Below are 21189 nucleotides of genomic sequence, written 5' to 3' on the forward strand. Positions count from 1 at the left end.
GTTGCGTGTCGACGGAGGCAAACTTCCGCCTCTCTCTTGATGAGATGCCGCAAGGGCCTGCTTCCTCATCGAAAAGTTGCATAGGCGGAAACCTTGCCAGCGGCAGCGCGCAAAAGCGGTTGTTCGACGGCGCGTGCATGGCTAGCGTCCCGGCGGCCGCACCTCGGGGATTGAGCAAGCAGAAGTCATGGAAAGCAGCGGTCTTCTCGAGGCCTTTCTGGCCCTTCGGGCGGCCTTGCACAGATATCTGTCCTTGCAGGGCGCATCGCCGGACGAGGCGGAGGATATCCTGCAGGAGGCCGGTGTGAAACTGGCCGAGAAATCGCTGTCATCCATCGAGAACCCGCGCGCCTATCTCTATCGGATGGTTCACAATCTCTTTGTCCTGCACCGGCGCACCGCCAGCCGCCGAACGCGGCGGGACGAAGCCTGGGCAGGCGTTCATAGCGGCGATCCGCCGGAAATGGACGAGACGCCTTCGGCCGAAACGGGGCTGATCGCGCGCGAGCAACTGGCCATCCTGCAAAGTGCGATCAGCGCGCTTCCCGAGCGGACCAGGACGATCTTTCGGCGCTTCCGCCTGGACGGCGTGCCGCAGCGGCAGATCGCGGCGGAACTGGGGATCAGTCTCAGCGCCGTGGAGAAGCATTTGGCCAAGGCCTACGAGGCGATCGCCGTTAGGCGGCGGAAAATCGATGGGGCGGCATGGGGCGCGCGGCATCTCATGAGCAAGGAGGGCCGCCATGGACAGTGATATCGACCTTGCCATGCGGCGCGAAGCGATCGGTTGGCTTGTCCGTCTGCGCGATGCGGAAGATGCCGACTGGCTGCATTTCGAGCAATGGCTGGCCCAGAATTCTGGCCAAGCCGCCGCCTATCGGGAGATCGAGGACCTCGATATCGTTATCGGTCCTTTGCTGGACCGGGTCGATTTCCAGGGTGCGGCCAATGACGACGCGCTTGCCGGGCGGCCGGGCCGGACCCGGGGCAGGTGGCTTGTCGGTGGCGGCGCGTTGGCGGCGATGGTGCTGGCGGCCCTGGCGATCGTTCCGCAGTTTCTGCATGATCGCTACGAAGTGCGTAGCGGCAAGGGCGAAACCCGGATCGTCTTGCTGGAAGGCGGCACGCGGGTGACGCTCAATGGAAACAGCCGGATCATCCTCGACCGGAAAGATCCACGCTTTGCGGAACTGACCTCGGGAGAGGCGCTGTTCGAAGTGCGCCATGATGCCCGCCGTCCTTTCCGTGTCCTTGTCGGCAGCAGAATCGTCGAGGATGCCGGTACGGTTTTCAATCTGGCCTACGAGGGCAGCTCCCTTCGCCTGGCCGTTGCCGAGGGCAAGGTCATCTATGCTCCGGGAGCGGGCCAGACCGAACTGGAGGCCGGGGAGGGCCTCGAGACTTCGGCGGACGGAACGAACGTCGTCATCGGCGCCGTCCGCAAGGAGTCGGTGGGCGGCTGGCGGCAGGGCGAACTGACCTATCAGGGCGAGCCACTGTCGGCGGTGGCCGCAGACCTTTCCCGCCTGCTCGGCGTGGCGGTGCGGGTGGATCCGGCAATCGCCGCGCGGCCCTATTTCGGGACCATCCTGCTGCGGCGGGGCGATGCCACGCAGTTGCAGGCGCTGATGGCGGCGCTCGATGTTGAGGCGGTTTCCGATGGGAACGGGATCACCATGAAGCCCCATGGCGATGGAATACCTTAGCCGCCGCAGCCGGGTCCTGTGCCTGTCCATCGCCCCGTTCATTGCCCCGTTCATCGCATTGCCCGCTCTGGTGGCAGGTGGATCCGCACCGGCTCGCGCCGAGACATTCCGGGTTGCGCCCGGCCCGCTGGGCGAAGTGATAACGCAGATCGGACGGCAGGCAGGGGCGACGATCGTGCTCGCGGACCCGCAAGTCGCGGGCCGCCCGTCTCCGGGCGTTTCCGGCACGCTGCCCTTGCGCGCGGCGCTGCGGCAGGCCTTGCGCGGGACCGGTGCCGAAGCGGTGTTCATCACGCCTTCGGTCATTCGGATCCGTGTCGAAACGGGCAAGGGCGAGCCTCGACAGGTCCGGCGTACAGCGCTCGTTCCAGCACCCGTCGGCGCCGACATCCTCGTGACCGCGAGCAAGCAGGGACTGGCCCTCGACACCTATCCGGGATCCGCCAAGGTGATCCGTCTCGACGAAAGCGGCTTTGCCTCGCAGGCCGGGGAGGGCAGTGCGGCGATCACGCGGCTTTCTCCGGCGCTGGGTGCGACCAACCTGGGGCGGGGGCGCAACAAGCTGTTCATTCGCGGCATTGCCGACAGCAGCTTCAGCGGGCCGACCCAGACCACCACCGGACAGTATCTGGGCGATGTAAGGCTCACCTACAACGCACCGGATCCAGATCTCAATCTCTATGACATGGAGCGTATAGAAGTCCTGGCCGGGCCGCAGGGCACGCTTTACGGACCCAGCTCCCTTGGCGGCATTCTGCGGCTGGAGCCCAACAGGCCGAGTGTGCAGGCGCTCTCCCTTAGCGCCAGCACGGGCCTCGGCTTCACGCGCCACGGCGGGGCCAGCTTCGAAGGTGCGGTCATGGCCAATGTCCCGGTCGATGCGGACAAGGCGCTTCGCGTGGTCCTGTTCGGCGGGCGGGCAGGAGGCTACATCGATGCGCCGCAGCAGGGGCGCAGGAACGTCAACGCCACCGTGAACTACGGTCAGCGCACGACACTGCGCTTCGAAGACCTTGGCGGCTGGACGATCGACCTTGGCACGGTGTTCCAGAATTTCCGCAGCGGCGACGGACAGTACCTCTTGCGCGGAGAGCCAGCCCTGACCCGGTCCGGCACCGTGCCGCAGCCTTACGAGAACAACTATCGCCTCGCTTTCGTCACCGCGACACGTAGATTCGGGGCGGTCGACCTGACGAGCGTGACATCGGCGGTGCGGCAGGATCTTTCGACCGTGTTCGACGCCACCGGCTATGACGGTTCGGACAATGCCTACCGGCTGGGAGAGGATCAGACGGTCACGCTCATTTCGCAGGAAATGCGGATTTCGGGAGGGCGCGGGGCCGCACCCTGGGTGGCGGGTTTCGCGCTGGCCCGCAGTACCAACCGGCGCGACCTGTCGATCGGCACGCCCACGGACTGGACGGACAGCGCGGGCTTGCAGGACGACCAGCTGGAAACGGCGGTCTTCGCGCAGGCGTCACGCCCGCTCCTTGCCAACCTCACCGCAACGGCCGGTCTGCGCCTGACCACTTCACACAGCAAGCGCCGGGCATTCCATATCGACGTCGAGGGGCTGGCAGGCAGGACCGGCAATACCCGGCGCCTTTCCGGGACCTTGGGTCTGGTCTGGAAACCGTTTCCCCAGGCAAGCCTTTTTGCCGATTTCCGGCAGGGCTACCGACCCGGCGGACTGGGCTTTGCCGTTTCCGGCAATACCGTTCAGACCAGGCAATATGCACCCGACGATCTCAGGATGATCGAGTGGGGCCTGCGCTGGGGAGCATCCGGCCCCGTCCAGCTTCAGGCGACGATGTTCCTGGTGGATTGGCGGAACATCCAGGCGGACCTCGTCGGACCATATGCCATCCCTTACACGACCAACATCGGCCGGGGCGTGATCCACGGGCTGGATACGGAAATCGTCGTTCGCCCGCTGGCTTCGCTGACGTTCAAGGCGTCCGGCTTCTTCAATCGCAGCCGTCTGAGAAATGCGAGCGTGACCGTGTTTGACGAAGCCGAAGGGGGCACGGCCTATGCTCTTCCGAACGTTCCGCGCCGGGGGGCAAGGCTGTCATCGGCCTGGGAACAGGCGGTCGGCCGCGATGCGCGCTTTCGGCTCGATGCCGCGCTTCGCTATGTCGGCCCGTCGCGGCTGGGCGTGGGATCCTATCTCGACATCCCGCAGGGCGACTATCTCGTTTGCGACTTTTCCGCGGGCGTGGAGCGGCGGGGGCTGGGCCTCTCGCTGGATGTCTACAACCTGCTCGATTCCCGCGGCAATACGTTCAGCTACGGCAATCCCGTCGGGGTCGGGCAGGGCAACCAGTGGACGCCGCTGAGGCCGAGGACCGTGAAGATCACCGCGCGGGCGGCTTTCTGAAACGACATGCACTTTCCCCGCCCCGTTTCGACAAGGAGGGGAAAGTGCCGATGACGGTTACCAGGGCTTCGCCGGTGGTCCGTCGGTCATCGTGATGGGCATTATGTCGCCCTTGGCGTCGTACTGGATTTCCTCGATGGCGATCTGGCGCTCGCCGTCGAAGGGCTCCTTGCCCGCTGCGCGGTCCCAGCGGTGGTAGACGATGAACCATCGTCCGTCCTTGTGCTGCACGAAGCTGTGATGGCCCGGGCCCTGATGCGTGGCATCGCTGGTCAGGATCGCGCCGCGATAGGTCCAGGGGCCGGTGGGCGAGGACGCCGTGGCGTAGTGGACCGAGTAGCTCGAACCGTTGAACTTCCCGTGGCTGTACGAGAGGTAGTAGATGCCGCCGCGCTCATGCATGAACGCGCCTTCGGTGAAGTGCGGCGGCTGCTGCACTTTCACTTCGCGGCGGATCGAGGTCATGTCCTTGTTCAGTTCGAACACCCGCAGGGTCGAACCCGCGCTGCCGCCAGCGTAGAAATAGGGCTTCTTCGTCTTGGGATCGATGAAGACCATCGGATCGATCGCCTCGAAGCCGTTGCCGCCGGTCAGCAGCGGCTTGCCCACGTCTTGGTAGGGGCCTTCCGGCTTGTCCGCCACGGCCACGCCGATCCGGCTCGGCGTGGGGTTCTGCGGGCCGACCGAGTAGTAGAGATACCACTTGCCGTTCGCCTGGGCGACGCCCGGCGCCCAGAGGAAGTGATCCTTCGCGCCGTCGTCTCCGATCCACTTGATCGCGTCGCGCCGGATCACGGTGCCGCGATCCTGCCAGGTCTTGAGGTCGGTGGTCGAGAAGGCGCCGAAGCGGTCGGCGGACCAGCTTCCGCCGGGACCGCCCGTGGGGAACACCCATAGCGCGTCGCCGATGACGACGGCATGGGGGTCGGCGCCCTCGAACTGCGGATTGTCCGCAAGCAGGGGAGCGCCCAAGCCAAGCGCCGCCATGGCGAGGGAACCGGCGAGGAGAAGCCGACCCTTCATCAGAAGCGCGCCCGGAAGCCGACAGAGTAGGTGCTGTCATCCGTGCGGGTGTCGCGGATGAAGTAGCTGTCGTTGATATAGCTGCGATAGCGCGAGCGCAGCACGTTGGTGCCGTCCACCGTGAAGGTCAGGTTCGGCGTCACGTCATAGGAAAGGCTGAAGTCGAGACGGCCGTTGGGGCGCACGTAGTTGAGCCAGACCGGATCTTCGACCGGGCGGACGTCGCCCGCGCCGGTGCGGTTTTCGTCGAAGTACTTCGAGCGGTAGGTATAGACCACGCGTGCCGACAGGCCCTTGCGGTCGTAGAGCAGGCCCGCGTTGAAGTTGTACTTCGAGACACCCTGCAGGGTGTAGCCTGCCAGCGGATCGCTGCCGCCGATCTCGCTGTCGGCAATGGTGAAGTTGCCGAAGACGCCGAAGCCTGCGAGATCGCCGGGCAGGAAGTCGAAGAACGTCTGGCCGCTGACCTCGATGCCCTTGAGCTTCGCCTGCCCCACGTTGCGCGGGCGGGAGATGTTGTAGACGACGCCGTCGATCGTTTCCGCCGCCACGTCGTTGACCACGCGGTTGCTGATGTCACGGTAATAGGCGCCCACGGCGAAGTAGCCCGACTTCCAGTAGTATTCCAGCGTCGCGTCGAAGCTGTCCGACATCTGCGGCTTGAGGTTCGGGTTGCCGCCCGAGCCGCCGTTGCGGATGTTGGGGTTGGTCGAGACGATGTAGTTCAGGCCCGGATTGAGCGAGCCGAATGCCGGGCGGGCCAGCGTCTTGGCATAAGTCGCGCGGGCCTGGAGGCCGCCGCCGAACTGGAGGCGGGCGCTGGCGTTGGGCAGCCAGTCGGTGTCGCTGGTGTCGGACGTGCTGAGGACCGGCTGGCCGTCGACATTGCCGGTGCCGCTGATCGTGCGGTCGGTCCGGCTGTAACGGACGCCCACCTTGCCGTCGAGCGTGAGCGAGCCGAGCGGGATCTCGTAGCCGCCCTGGATATAGGCGGCATAGGTCTTCTCGTTCGCTTCGAAGCGGCGGGTCGGATCGAAGGGTGGACGGCCGGAAGGTGCGCCGAAGAAGGCGCGCAGGTTTTCCTGGCCTTCGTCGGAGAGCAGGTAGCCGCGATCGGCCACCGCGAAGGGCGCGCCCTTGTTGATCTGCGGAATGCCCGGCGCCAGGATGAAGAAGTCGTCCGGCAGGCCTGCGGCGCTGGCCGGCGTGTTGCCCGATCCGCCCGGAGGCGCAACGCTCAGCTGGACCTGCTGGAACAGCGCGCCGCGATCGGCGTAGCGGCCGCCGAATTCGATCGTCTTGAGGAAAGTGTCGGTCTCATAGGAGCCGTCGAGCTTGACCGCGAAGAGATCGCCCTTGGAGCGGGTGTATTCCTGATAGAGGCCGTTGACGAACGTGAAGTCGTCCGGGAACGCCATGGGATTGCCGGGAACGGTGACCCGCGCCGTATGGTCGGGATTGTCGAAGTCGACATTGACCTGGCCGACCTTCTTGCCGGTATCGACGATGAAGGTCTCGTTGCGGACCAGCGATTCCTGGTACGACACGTCGAGGCCCAGCTTCAGGCGATCGCCGTCGTACTTCGTGCCGCCCGCGATGACGAAGCTGTCGGTCTTGTTGTTCCGCGCCTGCATCGAGGTGAAGGAGCTGACGTTGTTGAACGTGCCGCCGGTAAGGTTGCACAGTTCCTGCTGCGAGGCATCGCCCTTGAAGCCATCGGTCCCGAGGTTGGCGGTGAAGCAGTTGCCGTCCGTGGTCACGCCGGTGACGCTGTCGGAATTGAAGAGCTGGTATTCGTAGAATGCCGTGGCGGTCTTGCCGCGATAGGCCGAATAGAGCCCGTCTACATAGACTTCCAGATTCGGCGCGGCCTGCCACTGCAACGAGGCATTGAGCTGCGGACGCGAATAGCTGCCATATTCATTGAGACCGCCGGTCGAGATCGGGATCGCCATGCCGGTGGCTTCGCCGCCCAGCACGTTACCGGCGCGGCGTTCCGCCACGTAGTTGGTCGGGCGGTTGAACTTGATGTTGTACCACGAGGCGTTCACCAGCAGCCCGATTTCGCCGATGCCGGTATCCCAGCGATCGGTCCAGAGCGCGCTGACCTGGGGGCCCAGCTTCTCCGCATTGGATGCGTAGTTCAGCTTGCCGCTGATCGCGAGCGTGGGGTCCTTGTAGTTGAAGGCCTTGTTGAGCTTCAGGTCGATCGTGCCGGCCACGCCGCCTTCGATCAGGTTGGCGGTGTTGGACTTGTACACGTCCACGCGGGAAAGCGCTTCGGCGGGCAGGTCCTGGAAAGCGAAGCCGCGGCCTTCCGCCGTGAAGATTTCGCGCCCGTCCAGCGTCGTCATGATGTCGCCAAGGCCGCGGATCAGCGGGTTGACGATCTCGTTGTTGCCGCCGACCGTCACCTGGACGCCGGGAACGCGCTGGAGCGCGGCGGCAGTGGTGGGATCCGGGAACTTGCCGATATCCTGCGCGACGATCGATTCGACTACTTGCGGCGCGTCCCGCTTGATGTCGGCCGCGCGCGAAAGGCTGGCGCGAATGCCGGTCACCACGATTTCGTTGCCCGGTGCTTCGTTGCCCGGCGCCGGCGCGGCGTCGGCCGCGCTGTCGTCTGCCGGGGCCGATTGCGAGTCCTGTGCCTGCGCGGGCACCACGAACAGGAGCGAAACCGAGCTCAAGAGGATTGCCGAACGGCGCTTCACAGATCTTCTCCCTTTTCTCGCCCGGTCGCAGCGACGCTGCGGGGCTTGCCGGCGGGTCTCTAGTCCGAACCCGTGCGGCGTTGCAACTAATTATCTTATTTATCCGAATGTAGCGATTTGAGGTGAGTTGACCGCGAGTGCCGCCGAGTGGTTGGAAATCGATTGTAAAGGCGCGACGGGCGGGCGCGTGGCCTTGTCAGCGACAATGCAGCAAGTTCTAGAAAACGCTCGATATCTGTGCTTCGGAAAGCGCCCTATTGCTGCGACAGAGGCCTTTTTATCTCGATCGGCCATGCTTCCAGACTACGGATCATCGCTTCGCCTCCCAAGGCACTGACGCTCCAGGTGAGGGCGCCTTCGCCTCTGAAGAACCGGTCGGTTATCGTCCGGGTTCCGCCTTCTGCGTAAAGCTCGGCGATCGACCGATCCACGATCAACCTGAACGATATCTCGCGCTCGCCCGGCGGCAGGACCGCGATATGCCGTCCGGCGAAAGCGTCATGGACATGGGGACCAGAACGGGTGCGGTCGATGAAGATCTCGCGCGTTGCGGGCGTATAGCCGATCACCAACTGATAGCCCTTTGCGTCGGTCAGGTTCAGCGTCACCTGCTGCGCCGTCATCGGATCCAGCGTGAGGCGCATATCCAGGCTTTCGCCGAGGGGAAGCACTTTCGGTTCCTGCGTGACCTTGAGGTTCGTGACGCGGTGGACGGCGCCCCGATACTTTTCGAGTTCCCGCACCGGCGCCTGTGCGAGCCGCCATGCGGTTCCTTCCCGCCGCAGCGACAGGGTTCTCGCAACCGTCATCAGGCCGCGCGCGGGATAGGTAGGAATGGCATGGGCATAGCGCAGATTGGTGGCCCAGCCGATCCAGACCCGGCGACCGTCGGGAACGCCGTTCCAGGATGCGGAGGCGTAGAAATCGGCGCCTTGATCGGTCCAGACCGGTGCGTCCGTCCAGCCGGGTTCCAGCGAGAACCGGTGGCCGTCGAAACTGCCCACAAACCATTGTCCGCCCGAGCCATTGGGAGCATCGTTGCCCTGGCTGACGCTGAGAACCCATTTCTTCTCGCCCGCCTTTCCGCCTTCTACGGGCAGTTCGAACAGGTCGGGACATTCCCAGTTGATTCCTCGACTGGACGGTGTCGGCCCGAAATCGCTTTCGTGCCGCCAGTCCTTCAGGTCTGCGGAACTGTAGATCGAGGCTTTCTTCTCAGTCGCTTTCGCCACGACCATGACCCAGCGCTGCGTCGGTTCGTGCCAGAAGACCTTGGGGTCCCGGAATTCGGTGGACCCGATATCCAGCACTTTGCCGAAAGGCGTGAAAGTGCGGCCGCGATCGTTGCTGTAGGCGACGAACTGCGACTGGTTGCGCGTCCTGGGGTCGAAGCCGGTGTAGATCGCCACCATGGCCGGTTTGCCATCTTTCCCGAAACCGGAACTGTTCTTCCAGTCGATCACGGCGCTGCCGGAAAACGCCATGACCTCGGTTTCGGGAATGGCGACCGGCAATTCCTGCCAGTTCACCAGATCGCGGCTTACGGCATGGCCCCAGCTTATATGGCCCCAGCGGTCGCCATGCGGATTGTACTGGAAGAACAGGTGATACTCGCCGTCGTAATAGACCAGCCCGTTGGGGTCGTTCATCCAGTTGCGCTGCGGCGCGAAATGGAATGTCGGTGCGGGATCTGCCTTGGGCCACGGCGCCTGGGCGGGCGCGCTGGTCGCCAGTGCCAGGAGCACGGCAGCGGGAATAGCCGAGGCAAGGCGCCAGGGCGCCGATACGGATGCCCGCGAACCGACCGTTTTCACATCACGCTCCCTTTTATAATATTTATCATTCTTATGGCGTGATGTGACGATTATCAATCGGGAATCGGGGTCTATTCCGCTTCGGGTTCGCGTTCCTCGATCAGTACCAGCACGTCCCCGATGATCCGGCGCATGGCGATGCGCGCGGCTTCGACGTCGCGGGAGGCGATGGCGGTCCGTACCTTGGAGTGCTCGGAAACGTCGGCCGTGCGGCCCTTGATGCGATTGGTGAAGCGGATCGACGTGCGCAGCGCCGTGCTGACGATTTCGCGTAGCTGGATGTAGAACGGGTTCTTCGAGGCGCGCAGCACGGCGACATGGAAGGCGATGTCTGCTTCCAGCGGATCGTCGAGCCCTCGTTCTGCGGCAACCATGCGCTGCAGGCCTTCGTCGATGCGCTTGATGTCCTCCTCGCTGGCGACCTGGGCAGCCAGAGCGGCGGCTTCCGGTTCGACGGCGACTCGCAGTTCGTTGAATTGCCGCAGCAGATCGACCGAGAGCTTGCGCTCCAGCATCCAGCGCAGGACGTCGGTATCGAAAAGGTTCCACGAGGATGTGGGCTGGACGGTAGTGCCCTGCCGCGGCCGGGCGCTCAGAAGGCCCTTGGCGGTCAGCATCTTCACGGCTTCCCGGGTGACGGAACGACTGACGCCGTGAATGCTGGCCAGTTCCGCCTCCGTCGGGAAGACCGCATTCTCGTACTTGCCGGTCACGATGGCGCGGCCGATCGTATCGAGCAGGCCGTACGTCAGATTCCGGCCCAGTTGTGCAACGGGTTCCTCAACGATGAGATGCGATGACCGTGCCACCAACCTGGATATCCTTTTCGTTTTATTGCTTATGCAAAGCTAGAGGTGTCGCACCCTGTCCCGCCCGGCAGTGGCCTTTGATATGATAATTGCTCGACCGTGATAACCTTTATCTGAGTATACTATTCGGCGGAGCGCGGATCGTGCCGCCTGGCCTCTCACCTTGCGCTCGGCCGCTTTCGTGCCTGAGGGCCTCATAGACCCCTTATTGTGATGATTGATATTATAAATAGGCCTGGCAGTCGCTAAGAGGTGACCCTTGATGATTCGCGGGCCGCGAAAAAGACGTGGCTCCGGCATCGCGAAGCCGAGAACCGGGGAGACGAGATGAAACTGGCGACAATCGGTCCGCACTGCCTTGTGCCGAACAAGGCCCGCCCCAGCTGCGACGCGCAGCTGAAAATCATGGGACCCCAGTGAGCGGCGCCTTCATCGCGGTCGACTGGGGCACCACCAACCGCCGCGCCTATGTGGTGGATGGCGGCGAGGTCGTTGCCACGGAGCGCGACGACATGGGCATCCTCTCCGTCCCGTCAGGCGGCTTTCCGGCTGCCGTCGCGGCGCTGCGCGAAAGGCATGGCGGCTTGCCGATGCTTCTGGCGGGCATGGTCGGATCCAATCGGGGCTGGCACGATGCGGGCTATGTTGCGGCACCGGCCGGGATCGCGGACCTTGCGGCAGGACTGGCCACACCCGAACCGGGCGTCGCCATCGTGCCGGGTGTCTGCCGGAACGACGAGCACCGCCAGGATGTCATGCGGGGCGAGGAAGTGCAGCTGCTGGGCGCCGTTGCCGCGGGGCTGGCGCCTGCGGACGCGCTGCTCTGTCAGCCCGGCACCCATGCCAAGTGGGCGGAGATGCGCGGCGGCAGTCTGGCCGACTTCACCACGGCCATGACTGGAGAGATGTTCGCCCTGCTAAAGGCCCATGCGCTGATCGGCCCGGAGATGACGGGCGAAGTCGATGCCACGGAGCACTTCCGCCAGGGCGTCGAAGCGAGCGCCGATCAGGACCTGCTGGCCGCGCTGTTCGGTGTGCGCGCCGCCGCCGTACTCGACAGGCGGGCACCGGGAACGGCCAAGGCCTATGTCAGCGGCCTCCTGCTCGGCAGCGACTGCCGTGCCCGCATCGTGCCGGGACGGACCGTGCATCTCCTCGCCGACGGCCTGCTTGCAAGGCTCTATTCCACCGCCATCGCCATTGTCGGAGGAGAGGCCGTCGTCGTCGACAGCCATGTCTCCTTCGTCGCCGGCATCACCCGCATATGGGACATGACATCATGATCGACCTTTCTACCGCGCTGGCTGAGCTTCCGCTCGTGGCTATCCTGCGGGGCATTCGCCCCGACGAGATCGAAGCCGCTGCCGACGTCCTCGTGGAGGCGGGCTTTCGCCTGATCGAGGTGCCGCTCAATTCGCCGGACCCGCTTGCCAGCATCGAGAAGCTGGCGCGCCGCGTGGGGGACAGTGCCATCGTCGGCGCGGGCACGGTGCTGACGACCACGCAAGTGGCACAAGTTGAGGATGCGGGCGGGGCGATGATCGTCTCGCCCAACACCGATCTGGCCGTGATCACGGAAAGCGCGAAGCGCGGCCTGGTGTCCTTGCCGGGCTATTTCACGCCGAGCGAGGCCTTCGCCGCACTGGCGGCGGGGGCGAGCGGCCTCAAGCTGTTCCCGGCGGAAGCCGCCAGCCCTGCCGTGGTCAAGGCGCAGCGCGCGGTCCTGCCCAAGGACGTGCCGCTGCTGGCGGTGGGCGGTATCGCGCCCGACAACATGGCTCCGTGGCGGCAGGCCGGGGCGGACGGCTTCGGCCTGGGTTCGGCGCTCTACAAGGCGGGGCTGACGACGCAGGAAATCGCCGCCAATGCGCGCGCCTTCGCGCAGGCCTGGGCGGAGATGGAGGGGCGGGCATGATCCGCGCACTGGTCTCTACAGCCTGTCTGGCGATGGCGCTCGGCGGCTGCGCGGCCACTGGTCCGCAGGGCGCCGCTACGTTGACGAATCCGCTGCTGGCCAGCGGGCCGGATCCGTGGATCGTCCATCACGGCAAGACCTTCTACTTCCTCGGCACCAAGGGCGACCGGATCGCCATCCGGCAGACCGACGACCTGTCGAAGCTGGCCGAAGCGCCCGAGCATACGATCTGGACGCCACCAGCGAGCGGCCCCAATGCCGAGGGCATCTGGGCGCCGGAACTGCACCGTCTCGATGGGAAGTGGTACGTCTACTATACCGCCGCGCAGGACGGTCACAACGATGATGCCCATCGCGGCGTCTTCGTGCTGGAGAATGCCGGTGCCGACCCGCTCAAGGGCGAGTGGATCGACCGTGGCCGCGTCAATACGCGCATGACCGGCCTTGACGGCACGGTCTTCGAGCACGGCGGCAAGCGCTGGTTCGTCTATTCCGCCTATGACGGCCCCGACAGCGTATTGGCCATTGCGCCGATGACGAACCCCTGGACTCTTGGCCCCGGAGAAACGGTGATCGCGCGGCCCGACCAGCCTTTCGAGCGGCAGGGCGGCAGGCAGATTCTGGAAGGGCCGGAGTTTCTGGAAGGCCCCCGAGGCGATCTGTTTCTGGCCTACTCGGCCAGCGCCTGCTGGTCCGACGACTACGCGCTGGGCCTGCTTCATGCCCGGCCGGGCAGCGACCCGCTGGATCCGGCGAGCTGGACCAAGTCGCCGCGCCCTGTGCTGGCCAAGTCGCCTGAGAACAACGTCTATGCGACCGGGCACAACGGCTTCTTCACAACCGACGGCGGACGGCAGACCTGGATCGTCTATCATGCCAACGACGGGGCCGACCGCAAGTGTACCGGTGCCCGCTCGCCGCGCGTGCAGCGCATGGAATGGAGCAAGGACGGCAAGCCGGTGTTCCCGGTTCCCGCCCGCGCGGGCGATCCGGTTCCGGCACCGAAACCGTAACCAAGCCATCCCTCTCTCCCGCCGGGAGAGAGGGATGGCCTTAGATCGGTGTCAGGGCCTCAGAAGCGAGAGGTTCACGGCATCGCCCATGGCGCGCAGGCCCGCGTCGTTGGGGTGGAGATGATCGCCGGGATCGAATTCCGGCCGGAGATCGCCGGGGGCCGAAGGATTGCGCACGGCGGCGTCGAAATCGATCACCCCGTCGAAGATCGTGCGGCTGCGGATTGCCGCGTTCACCGTCTGGCGCGTCTGCTCCTTGGCGGGTGACATGTAGCCGGCGTGCAGCGCAGGGGTCATGGTACCGCCGATCACCTTGATGCCCAGGGCATGGGCGCGGGCCACGAACTGGCGGTAGCCGTAGAGCAACTGGTCGGCTGTAACGGCATCGGGGCCGCTTTCGCTGCCCGCGCCGATATCGTTGATGCCTTCCAGGAAGATCACGTGCGTGACGTTGGGCACGCTGGCGACATCGCGCCAGAAACGGTCGAGGGCAGAGGTCGCCCGGCCCGCCTTGAGCACGCGGTTGCCGCTGATGCCCATGTTGACGACGCCGCAGCGCTGCGCGGCGGGGAGAGCGGCCAGGCGCTCGGCCAGGCGGCCCGGCCAGCCGCGGGTCTGCGGCGAAAGGCCGAGATAGCCGTCCGTGATCGAATCCCCGAAGGCGACCACGGTGCAGGGCGCCTGCGCCGCGCGGATCGAGACCAGCGAAAGATAGGGCCGCGCCTTGATCGGCGTGAAGCTTGCGCCCGGCGTGGTCGGCGCGAAGGCCATCTCCATGCCGAGATTGGTCCTTCCGGGCCGCGTCGGGGTGGAAAAGCTGACGCTGACGATCACGTCCTGCCCGATATGGAACGGCGCGTTGATCGGGTCGCTCAGCACCGTGCCGCCCTTCGGCAGCGCTACCGACTGGAGGCCGGAGAAGCGGATGGCATGGACGGGGTTGGTGCCGATCTCGGTTCCCAGCGGGCCGGTGGGACTGGCGATGGTCACGCCCGCGACGCCGAGCGGCTTGTCGCCTTCCGCATTGCTGAGGGTAAGCTGCATCGCGTCCCCGGCCTGGGTCAGGCGGACGCGGTAGCGGTAGGTTCCGGCGGGCTGTTCCGGCTCGTTCGCGCCGCTGTCGGCCGGGGCATAGCCCCAAGCACCGGCCCATGTCGGTGCCGCGTGAGCCGGGGCGGAAAGAGCGAGACCGCCGAACGCGGCAAGAAAGATGAGGTGACGCATATGCCGTCCTTCTTGTCGGAGTAGTCCCGCTCTTGTCCAGTCCTACTTCTTCGGCGCGGGAACGACGCCCTTCGGCGCCTTTGCCAGCGAGCGGATCAGGTCCACTTCGGCCTGGCGGTAGGGAGTGCCGTCGGTGTGGAACACGTCGTGGAACCAGATCGTGGGCTCTTCCAGCACATAGGGCTTCTTCCACGAGTCCCACGGCATGCGGGTCTGCGTCTTGCCGTCAACGAAGCCCCAGTTCATCATCGCCACGTTTTCGCGCTTGCCGATGGGGAGCGAGCCGTCGAAAGTCGAACCGTTGCCGCGCGCCATATATTCGGTGCAGAGGATCGGGCGGCCATAGGTCTTGAGCTGGTTCACGCGCTCGAGGAACTTCTCGGGCCAGCTGTAGTCGTGGAACGAGATCACGTCCGACTGGGTGAGCTGCAGCTTCTCCATCGGCGTCAGCGCGCTCTGGGTCTTCCAGTCGTCATGCTGCCACACGCCCGAGGTCAGCGGCTGCATGGGCTCGGCCTCGCGCGCCCAGCCATAGACCTTGGTGAGGAGGCCGAGCACCAGTTCGGTCTTGCCTTCCTGGCCTTTGTACTGGTCCGCGCCGTTGTCGGGCTCGTTCCACAAGTCCCAGCCCAGCACGCGGTCGTCCTTGGCGAAAGCGCCGATCACGCCCTGAACATAGGCCTTGAAGCGCGGCTCCTGAGAGGGATCGCGCATGGCGGGAAGGCCGGGGCCCTGCACCCAGCCGGAGTTGTGGACGCCGGGGATCGGCGGATGCTGCGGGCCGAGCACCGGGTTCGGGTCCCAGCAGCTGTCGAACAGCACCAGCAGCGGCTTGATCTTGTGCTTCGCGGCGAGAGTCAGGAATTCGTCGATGCGCTTCTTGAAGCCTTCGGGGTCCTGCTGCCAGAGCTGGTCGTGCAGAAACACGCGCATGGTGTTCATGCCGGTGCTTTCGGCAAGTCCCAGCTCATAGTCGATGCGCTTGGGATCCCAGGTGGCTTCCTGCCACATCTCCAGCTGGTTGATCGCGTTGGCAGGCATGAAGTTGGAGCCGACCAGCCAAGGCTGCTTGTCGTACCAGGTCTTGGCCTGTGCGGGCGTCCACTGCGGGCGGGCTTCTGCGGGAACGGCGGCCAGGGCAGCGACCGTTGCGAGCAGGGCGGTTGCGAGAGCTTTCAAAGGATTTCCCTCTTGTTCTGCGGCAAGGAATGAGTTGTGCCGGGTTTCGTCGGCGGGCGTCGCGTTCGCGCGGGGCAGGGTGGGCTTCGCCCCGATGGCTGTCGTCAGAAGGATTCGCCGTCTCCCAGATCCGCGCTCCATCCCGTCGTCGGCCTCAAGGCATCGTCGCGGGAGCATTACGCCATAGCCGCTAGCATCGGGCATTTTCACTGGCAATCTAATTATCTTACAAATACGTCTTGTATGACTATAGCGCCGTTGATAGGCTGCGATCTCCGGCGGGCAGGCCGTGCGCAAGCGGCTGAAACCCTCCCATGCTCTGTCGGCCTAAAGGCGGGACGGTTACTACCGTCCCGCCTCTTTTGTCAGGGCAACCTAACGCTTCTGCGGCGCGTAAAGGGGAGCGGCCAGCTTGGCGAATTCCTCGGCCGGGATCTTGGACTTAGCGCGGTCGTAGGTCAGCAGCCCGTTGATTTCGTCCTCGACGTCGGTGGTCTGGGTATAGACGGCGGCGCTGAGTCCTTCTTCCTTGGCCTGGCGGACGATCTCGGCGAATTTTTGGCGATAGCGTGCCTGATAGTCGGCGGCGTCGGTGGCGGACTGGTAGCCCCAGTTGCGCTCGCCCGGACGCCAGAGGTGCTCGCGCATGGGCAGGCCGATGCCGCCATATTCGCCGATGGCAATGGCCCGGGCGGAATCCCGGCCCGGACGATTGGGCACTTCCTCGTAAGTATGGATATCGCGTAGGTCCGAGGAATCCGCGGCAACGTCCAGCCAGCCGCTGTCGGCATCGACCAGGCGGCTGGGATCCATGCCCTTGACGAAGCGGGCGAGGGTGCGGCTGTCGTACTGCCCCCAGCCCTCGTTATCGACCACCCAGGTGACGATCGAGGGGAAGGCGCGCAAGTGGCCGATCATGCTGGAGAGTTCGAACTGCTGTTGCGCCATGTCCTCGCTGGAAAAGACCGCCTGAGACTGGCTGGCGCCGACCACGAACTGGCCCTCGCGGCCCGCCATCGGCATGTCCTGCCAGATGAGGATGCCCAGCCGGTCGGCATCGGCATAGTATTGCGCGGGTTCGATCTTGATATGTTTGCGCAGCATGTTGAAGCCCGCCTTCTTGAGGAAGACGATGTCGCTGCGCATGGCTTCTTCCGAAGGCGGGGTCAGCAGTCCGTCGGGCCACCAGCCCTGGTCCAGCACGCCGTTCTGGAACAGCGGCTTGTTGTTAAGCAGCATGGCCGGTTGCCCTTCGACCGGGCCGCGCCCGATCGAGATCTTGCGCATCGCGAAGTAGGATTTGACCGTATCGCGCGCGCCGCCGCGCGGCGTCAGCGCGGCATAGGCCTGTGCTTCCTTTTCTGTGAAGCGGATCTTGCGCCGCTGCGCTGCAGCTTCCTTGTCTTCGCCGCCCAGCGGAGGCTCGACGGTGACCAGTTCGGCCACCAGATCGTAGAGATAGGGATCGTCCGGCGACCACAAGTGGGCATCGGGAATGTCGAGCGCGGCGTGGCGGCCTGCGCGCACGATCCGGGTGGCGATCACTTTGCCGCCCGCTCGGGCGGTAAGGCGGACGGCGTCTCCGTCGCGCGCCTCTCCGCTGAGCGCCACTTCCACATCGAGGCGGCCCTTGTCGATATCGGGCACCGCGCGCACTTCGGCGATATGGAGCGCGGGCACCGGTTCGAGCCATACGGTCTGCCAGATGCCGCTGACCGGCGTGTACCAGATGCCGTGGGGGTTGAGGGCCTGCTTGCCGCGCGCCTGGCTCCCTTCCGAAGTCGGGTCCGCCACGCGCACTTCCAGCGTGTTGTCACCGGGCTTCAGGTAGTGCGTCACGTCGAATTTGAAGGGCGTGAAACCGCCCTTGTGCGAACCGACGAGAGCGCCGTTCACCCAGACTTCGGCGGCATAGTCCACGGCGCCGAAATGGAGGAGCACGTTCTGGCCGGACCAGTCGGACGGCACGGTAAAGCTGCGCGAATACCACAGGCGATCGTCGGGCATCAGCGGCTTGCGCACGCCCGAAAGGCGGGATTCCACCGCGAAAGGCACCAGGATCTTGCCTTGCGCCGCGCTCGGTTTGCCGGCGGCATCCTTGGCGATGGCATAGTCCCACTGACCGTTGAGGTTCAGCCACTGCGAACGGACCATCTGCGGGCGGGGATAGCTGCGCCAGGCGTTCTGCGCGGTGACCGCCCGGCCCCAACTGGTCATGAGGTCGGTTTCGTGAATGACCGGGCCGGTCTGGTCGAGATCGCCCTGGATCTGGGCGAGCGCAGGCGGAGCGGTCATGCCGGAAAGCAGCAGCGTGGAGGCGAGGAGCTTCAGGTTGCGCACGCGCATCGTATCCTTGTTGCAAAGTCGGGGGGAGGGTGCCGGAAACAGGGTGTTATGGCTCAGCGCTGTGGATTGCCCGCCAGGGTTTCCGGCGGCGGCATGTAGGATTTCTGAAGGCCGCCGAGATCGAGAACGATGGAATCGAGCACGAGGCCCGGATCCATGGCATAGACGCGCAGGACATGGCGGCCGGGCTTGGCCAGTGCCCAGTCAGTCGCGGTCACGCTCGTGGCGCGCTGCACTGCGTCGCTCCAGTTCTTGTTGGCCTCTACATCGACGAGCTGAGGCGGGGCACCGTCGATCGACACGGCATAGCGCAGCTTGTGCTCGCCGTTCAGCGGGAAAGTGGGCACGAAGCCGAGCTGGAGCTGCGCCTTGCCCGAGCTGCGGGTGAGGAACCGGTACTCCGCATAAGGGGCCGATGCCGCGTCCGCAGCGCTGGCGGTTCGGGCGCCGCTTTCAAGGGCATGGCCGCTGCGGCCGAGGCCGGGAACATGGCGCCAGCCGCCCGCGCCGACATCGCGCAGCGCGGCATAGCGGTGCGGGTCCGCCGCGATCACGCCGTTGTCCTCGACCAGCGTGCCGGACGAAGCGGTGGCGGGATCGGCGACCACGGTGATCGTCTGCTCCACGCCCATTCCGGCGATCACGATCCTGCCTTCGCGCGGCCTGTTCCGGCTGAACCGGGCCCAGTCGATCGAGACCCACAGGCGCACGTCGCCGCCCAGGCGCACGTCGGAACGGTCGATGCGGATCCAGGGCTCGGACGCCGTCGCGGTAAAGTCCGCAGGCGCCGCGCCGGTAGAGAAGACATCGATGAAATGGCGCCGGTCGGTTGCTTTCACGAAAACGGGCAGGCGATCCTTGACCGCACCCTCGTTACGCCAGGGGTTCAGGCGCAGGCCGTAGTCCTCGGCGGCGATCGCCGGAGAGGTGACGAGGGCATCCACCGAACCTTCCACCGCGACGCCGAGCGAAGGCGTGGCGGAGGGCTTTACCCGGCCGACCGGCGGCGCGCTGAACACCGACTGATAGCGGGGGGCGTCGTCCATGAAGCGGGCCCACTTGCCGTTGCCGATCGCGTTGTAGGTGGCGGTGGCGCCCTTCACTTCGCGGAAGGCGTTCACGGCCTCCTGCGCGTAAAGATTGGCGCTCGCGCGGCCCTGCCAGGCGTAGAGGAAGCTGCGGTCGGCGCTGAGGATCTTCTCGTTCATCTTCGCGCTGCCGCGAACGGGATATTGCACCAGATGGAAGAAGCCGTCGCGCTTGCCGGCGGGCAGGTCGGCGGCGATCTGCGCGGCCTTGTGATCGAGCGCCAGATAGGCGGCCAGTCGCCGTCCGGCCTCGTCGCCATAGGAAACCGGCGACATGTCCGTTCCCTCGATCCCCAGTTCCTCGTCGTTGTAGCCCATATGCTCGGGTTTGCGGGCGAAGTTCAGGCGATAATAGGCACCGAGCAGATCGGCGATGGCATCGGCCTGGGCCGGATCGAACGTGCGCGCCGCCCATGCCTTCAGCCATTCGCGCTGGGAAAGCTTGCTGGTGCCGTCGAAATCGTAGGCGAGGTCCAGGAAGTACTCGGTGCCTTTCTCGCCGGGCTTGATGTCGCCCACGTTGAGCATCCACATCGCGCGGGAATTGGTGGCGAAGGCCTTGCCCATCTCCTCGCCGATCAGCGCGGGCGGGGTGCTGTCCAGCCAGAGATAGTCGTTCGGTCTGCCCCAATAGGAGATATGGTAATAGACGCCGCCGCCGCCAGGGCGCTTTTGCTCGGCACGGGTGGAGAGCTGGCGGATATAGCCGTGGTTGTCGTCCACCCAGCCGAGGATCGCGTCCTGCGGCACGGTCATGCCCTTGCGGTAGACGTCCAGCACTTCCTTGTACGGCACGAAGACCTGCGGCACCGTGGCGGGATCACGGCCGAGTTCGTCCCGGAACAGCGCGCGCTGGTCGGCCACGACCTTTTCCAGCAGCTTCACGCCGTCCGCTTCGTGTCCGGCAACGATTGCGCTGTCGTGCAGTCCGCGCATGCCGATGGTATAGAGGTTTTCGTAGCGGCCGTTCGTCCTCACCCGCTCGCGCCAGTATTGCAGCACGTTGGGGCCGTTGGAATCGTAGTTGTATTCGCCGCGCTGGGCGTGGTTCCACTCGCCCACATTGTTGCGCAGCATGGGTTCGGCATGGCTGGCCCCCATGACGATGGCATAATCGTCCGCCACCCTGGCATTGTCGGCATCCAGGTTGAACGCGACAGTCACCTTGTGCATCGCCGGCCAGAGCAGGTTGGCGCGCAGGCGCAGCAGAAGCTCGCAGACACGCGCATAAGTCTGCGGGCCGATCGTGCCGGTCGGATCGTGCTCTTCCGCCCAGGGCCGGATCGACCAGTCCTCGTCATTGATGAAGAAGCCGCGATACTTGACCGAGGGGGACTTCTGCTCGATCCGGTCGGTCGACACTTCCAGTTCGGAGCGCTGCTGGGGCTTCACGTCCGCCCACCAGGTCCAGGGCGATACCCCGATCATGCGCGAGAGCTGGAAGATGCCATAGGCCGTGCCGCGCCGATCCGCCCCCGCAATCACCAGCGCCCGCGCGACGCCGGGCACGCCGTTTTCCACCACGGCGACGACATAGCCCTCGGACTGGCCCTTTATCGCCGAGACCGAAAGCTTGCCCTCGGCCACCAGCCGGTCGATCGCCGCGGACTGGCCCAGGGTTCCCGCGACGATCGCTGTTTCGCCCGAGGGGCTGCCGGTTTCCACGCTGGGCAGCGCGCCGCTGACCGACTGCACGTCGGCGGCAAAGGCTCTGGCGGCGATCGCCACGACTTTGGCGTCGTTCGCATCGACATAGATCGGCGGCGCCTTCCCGGCAGCGGCCAGCGTGAATTTCCCCGCGGTGCGTGCCTCGGCGGTGGAGACAGGCATGACCAGTGCAGCGCCTGCCGAAAGGCCCAGCAGGGCCCCGCCCAGGATCGGGGCAAGGGCCCGGTTGCGATAGCGCCATGTGCTGCGTGACATCTGTTTCCTTTCCCGTGGGCCTGTTCCTGGCGGGGCCTGCCCGATGTGCTGCCGG

Annotated in this window: 14 protein-coding genes; 6 read left to right on the plus strand and 8 right to left on the minus strand. The window is 65.4% G+C overall.

Translation table 11 applies throughout. The annotated features are described in order from the left end of the window. The first annotated feature begins 187 nt into the window (after nt 1-187). The 3 genes from NTCA1_RS18255 to NTCA1_RS18265 are packed head-to-tail and all read left to right on the plus strand — an operon-like array spanning nt 188 to nt 4086. Nucleotides 188-754, plus strand: a complete 567-nt coding sequence (locus NTCA1_RS18255) for an RNA polymerase sigma factor (RefSeq protein ID WP_159831307.1) — start codon at nt 188-190, stop codon at nt 752-754. After that, nucleotides 744-1706 (plus strand): FecR domain-containing protein, encoded by a 963-nt coding sequence (locus NTCA1_RS18260; RefSeq protein WP_159831308.1) that lies wholly within the window; start codon nt 744-746, stop codon nt 1704-1706. The genes NTCA1_RS18255 and NTCA1_RS18260 overlap by 11 nt, the downstream gene beginning before the upstream one ends. Continuing rightward, nucleotides 1687-4086 (plus strand): TonB-dependent receptor, encoded by a 2400-nt coding sequence (locus NTCA1_RS18265; RefSeq protein WP_159831309.1) that lies wholly within the window; start codon nt 1687-1689, stop codon nt 4084-4086. Before NTCA1_RS18260 ends, NTCA1_RS18265 begins: the two co-directional genes overlap by 20 nt. A gap of 57 nt (nt 4087-4143) precedes the next feature. On the opposite strand, the gene NTCA1_RS18270 is transcribed toward NTCA1_RS18265, so the two are convergent. From NTCA1_RS18270 to NTCA1_RS18285, 4 genes are all read right to left on the minus strand, one after another. Beyond that, nucleotides 4144-5109 carry a family 43 glycosylhydrolase gene (locus tag NTCA1_RS18270; RefSeq protein ID WP_236549438.1) on the minus strand — a complete coding sequence of 322 codons (966 nt, stop codon included), beginning with the start codon at nt 5107-5109 and terminating at the stop codon, nt 4144-4146. Then, a complete protein-coding gene (locus tag NTCA1_RS18275) occupies nt 5109-7823 on the minus strand; it encodes a TonB-dependent receptor (RefSeq protein ID WP_159831310.1) in 2715 nt (904 codons plus the stop codon). Before NTCA1_RS18275 ends, NTCA1_RS18270 begins: the two co-directional genes overlap by 1 nt. Before the next feature lie 254 nt (nt 7824-8077). After that, nucleotides 8078-9637 (minus strand): glycoside hydrolase family 32 protein, encoded by a 1560-nt coding sequence (locus tag NTCA1_RS18280; RefSeq protein WP_236549439.1) that lies wholly within the window; start codon nt 9635-9637, stop codon nt 8078-8080. A 71-nt stretch (nt 9638-9708) separates the two neighbouring features. Beyond that, a complete protein-coding gene (locus NTCA1_RS18285) occupies nt 9709-10446 on the minus strand; it encodes a FadR/GntR family transcriptional regulator (RefSeq protein WP_086490006.1) in 738 nt (245 codons plus the stop codon). 416 nt (nt 10447-10862) lie between these two features. Here NTCA1_RS18285 and NTCA1_RS18290 point away from each other — a divergent pair, with 416 nt between their 5' ends. From NTCA1_RS18290 to NTCA1_RS18300, 3 genes are read left to right on the plus strand one after another with little or no spacing between them, the layout of a single operon-like run. After that, nucleotides 10863-11729, plus strand: a complete 867-nt coding sequence (locus NTCA1_RS18290) for a 2-dehydro-3-deoxygalactonokinase (protein ID WP_159831311.1) — start codon at nt 10863-10865, stop codon at nt 11727-11729. Further along, nucleotides 11726-12361 carry a 2-dehydro-3-deoxy-6-phosphogalactonate aldolase gene (locus tag NTCA1_RS18295; RefSeq protein WP_159831312.1) on the plus strand — a complete coding sequence of 212 codons (636 nt, stop codon included), beginning with the start codon at nt 11726-11728 and terminating at the stop codon, nt 12359-12361. Before NTCA1_RS18290 ends, NTCA1_RS18295 begins: the two co-directional genes overlap by 4 nt. Beyond that, on the plus strand, nt 12358-13374 hold the full coding sequence (locus NTCA1_RS18300) for a family 43 glycosylhydrolase (RefSeq protein ID WP_159831313.1): 1017 nt from the start codon (nt 12358-12360) through the stop codon (nt 13372-13374). The genes NTCA1_RS18295 and NTCA1_RS18300 overlap by 4 nt, the downstream gene beginning before the upstream one ends. Before the next feature lie 51 nt (nt 13375-13425). On the opposite strand, the gene NTCA1_RS18305 is transcribed toward NTCA1_RS18300, so the two are convergent. The 4 genes from NTCA1_RS18305 to NTCA1_RS18320 form a co-directional block, all read right to left on the minus strand. Next, the gene (locus NTCA1_RS18305; protein WP_159831314.1) at nt 13426-14598 is read right to left on the minus strand and encodes an SGNH/GDSL hydrolase family protein; all 1173 of its coding nucleotides are present in this window, start codon (nt 14596-14598) and stop codon (nt 13426-13428) included. Nucleotides 14599-14640: 42 nt separating this feature from the next. Beyond that, nucleotides 14641-15777, minus strand: a complete 1137-nt coding sequence (locus tag NTCA1_RS18310; protein WP_086489905.1) for a cellulase family glycosylhydrolase — start codon at nt 15775-15777, stop codon at nt 14641-14643. A 375-nt stretch (nt 15778-16152) separates the two neighbouring features. Then, entirely contained in the window at nt 16153-18123 is a 1971-nt protein-coding gene (locus tag NTCA1_RS18315; protein WP_201282537.1) for a glycoside hydrolase family 2 protein, read from the minus strand. A gap of 53 nt (nt 18124-18176) precedes the next feature. Then, nucleotides 18177-21134, minus strand: a complete 2958-nt coding sequence (locus tag NTCA1_RS18320) for a glycosyl hydrolase 115 family protein (protein ID WP_159831315.1) — start codon at nt 21132-21134, stop codon at nt 18177-18179. Between the last annotated feature and the right edge of the window lie 55 nt (nt 21135-21189).

The organism is Novosphingobium sp. TCA1, from assembly GCF_009811895.1.
In the GTDB taxonomy this organism is placed as follows: domain Bacteria; phylum Pseudomonadota; class Alphaproteobacteria; order Sphingomonadales; family Sphingomonadaceae; genus Novosphingobium; species Novosphingobium panipatense_A.